At 31.2% G+C, this 2,432-nt stretch carries 3 protein-coding genes; 2 read left to right on the forward strand and 1 reads right to left on the reverse strand.

What is annotated here, in order from left to right; translation table 11 throughout:
• A partial coding sequence (locus tag AX762_RS12875) for a hypothetical protein (RefSeq protein ID WP_177244105.1) occupies positions 1–623 on the forward strand: 623 nt, incomplete at its 5' end.
• A gap of 736 nt (positions 624–1,359) precedes the next feature.
• Here the strand turns inward: AX762_RS12875 and AX762_RS11320 are convergent.
• Positions 1,360–1,704, reverse strand: coding sequence for a DUF3139 domain-containing protein (locus tag AX762_RS11320; protein WP_071849239.1), 345 nt, complete (start codon positions 1,702–1,704; stop codon positions 1,360–1,362).
• A 108-nt stretch (positions 1,705–1,812) separates the two neighbouring features.
• Here AX762_RS11320 and AX762_RS11325 point away from each other — a divergent pair, with 108 nt between their 5' ends.
• Positions 1,813–2,286: a hypothetical protein gene (locus AX762_RS11325; protein ID WP_071849240.1), complete on the forward strand. Its 474-nt coding sequence runs from the start codon at positions 1,813–1,815 to the stop codon at positions 2,284–2,286.
• The last annotated feature ends 146 nt before the right edge of the window (positions 2,287–2,432 follow it).

Genomic DNA, 2,432 nt, shown 5'->3' on the forward strand with positions numbered 1-2,432 from the left:
CAACAGAAGTTAGCGAAGTATACAAATCTTTTATTGATGATTCATTTATACATATTGAAGGTCTAGAGGTCTTAGATAAAAATGGTAATATTGTAACAACAGAATTTATTGATTATGTTACCCCACTGCATAAGTCAAAAAACTATAAAGCTATTCACGAATATACTACAGATAATGAGTTAAATCTTTCATACTCTGAAGAAGAACCAATGACAAAATATAGTAATTTCTTTGGACAAGATGCTTTTTTCATGACAGCATCAAGTAATATACAAGGTAGAAATGTGTCTAGAAATTTCCTGCATACTTATAGAGAAACTACTTTAAATCTGCATACTAAAGAATGGAGAAGTGTCGTGAGTGGTAACTTTTCTTGGGATACAAGAACTTTTAATATCACTTCAGTAGGGACTCCTTCGCATGCAATTTATGGAAACTTTGGAGCAGCTTTCTCCCAAAGAACAACTAATGTTACACGTCAAGGTACTAAAAGTGGAAGAACAGCTAGATTTACTGTTAGATATAACCAGGTGATGACACTAGGCGTTGGACATCTTGGTGGCGACTTAAAATTTGGAACTCATCAAGACAGTTTTACTACAGGTGCTAATGCATTAAATTAAAAGGGGACTATAGAATGTATAAGAAAAGCTTAATAGGTGATATCATAGTCTTCACACTATTCCTGAGTATCTTCTCTATTACATTGGATGAAAATTTCTCATTATTATATTTCATGATCCTTCTTATAACGTCGTTATTTTTAAGAAATATACTAGTTGCTTATTTTCCAAAATGGTCGAATACTACAACTGCAAAAAAAACAGAATATTCTACATTGACCTTTTTTGTTATAGTTTTCGGTAACGCAATTCATACTTTAAATGTCAGTAACGCTTTCACATTATTTTTATTCTTCTTAATTTACGAAATAAATAAATTTTTAGTTTATAAATTTAAAAGCCAATCTGAGAGTACTGGATAGAAATTACTTAGTGTTTTTATTATGGGCGTAAGTCTTTTGCATTAAAAGGTATCCAATACTAGATTGTTGTTAAAGGCTTCTTAAAGTAAGATTTATCTTACTTTAAGAAGCCTTTTATATGACAAACTCAATAATAACTTAGTTTGTCAAATTAAGTTTTTAAACAAAGCAACGATAAAGCAACGTTTGTACTGTTTCTTAGAATACCATTATTAACATAAGCATTGTGTTTGATTAATAAAAAAAGAACCTTGTTTTAACAAGGTTCAAAATACATGACTTTATAAGATTTTATGTATTAAATAAAAGTTAATAGTATTTATTCCGTCACAAATCGTTCGTCTTATAATTACGTACTATGGAGATAATTAAATCTATTCAGGATACTGAAACTGATATGGTATGGTTGGATCATCTATACCTACATTCTCCTCATCATATGCAGCAGAAAAAACTATTTCACTATCGTCTTTAGGATTTCTATTTACATAATAATAGTAATCAATTCCCTCTGAATCTTGGTACGTAATCTGTTTATAGAATGTTCCTCTTTTGGTATCAAAGCTCGTTCTTTCACTTTCAATTGATTGATTCCATCCCTCTTGAGCAATGGCTTCATTGATAGCCGTTATATCTCGATACAAGTAGACAATATATAAACAAAAGCCAAATATTAACAAAAACAAAAATCCTAAAAATTTTTTTTTGTATTTACTCATACTGTATATCCTTCTTTCTAACATTATATATATTTGTTTATTTTAATGTGCTATTATTGCTTTGTCCGTTTATTCACAATATACCCTAAGGGAGGGAATTACACAACTATGAAAAAACTATTGTTGATGTTATTACCCGTACTTGGTTTGTTTTTATTGTTTGGTAATCTAAATGTTCACGCAGAAGAGTCAGCAAATCTCGAAAAAGAACTGTATGAAGGAGCAGAAGTAGAAGTTATGGTTAATGCTACTTCCAGTTATCAAACCAAGTTTGTTAGAGGGGGAGTTAATTCCTTCGCTAGGTCACGTGCGGGTCTCAATGCATTACGTAGTGAAATGAATGGTACTGCAACATCTTTAAGAGTTTTTGGAACGGTTGGAGGTCACGCTTTCGGAGGAATTGTAGGGTCCTTGCTCGGATTAGTAGCTTCGAATGTATTAGCTAATAATATTAATGCTGGTGCTAATGGAGTAAGTAAATTTATCCAAGCTGGGCGCTATAGTGGTGGGGCAAGAGTTACATTGACAGAAGGTTTTCCAATCTCTAATATTAGTACTGTATACGAAGCTACATTTAGATAGTATAGCTAAAAATTCTTTAATCAAACTTACACCAGATATATGGATATAACATTTTAAACTTAGGAGGGCTTTGATGAAAAATATCAATTGGAGAATGTTATTACCTTTAGTAGGTGGAGTTTCATTAATTTTATATGGTGTTTCAC

Origin of the sequence: Alkalibacterium sp. 20, from assembly GCF_001885615.1 — a bacterium.
GTDB lineage: Bacteria > Bacillota > Bacilli > Lactobacillales > Carnobacteriaceae_A > Alkalibacterium.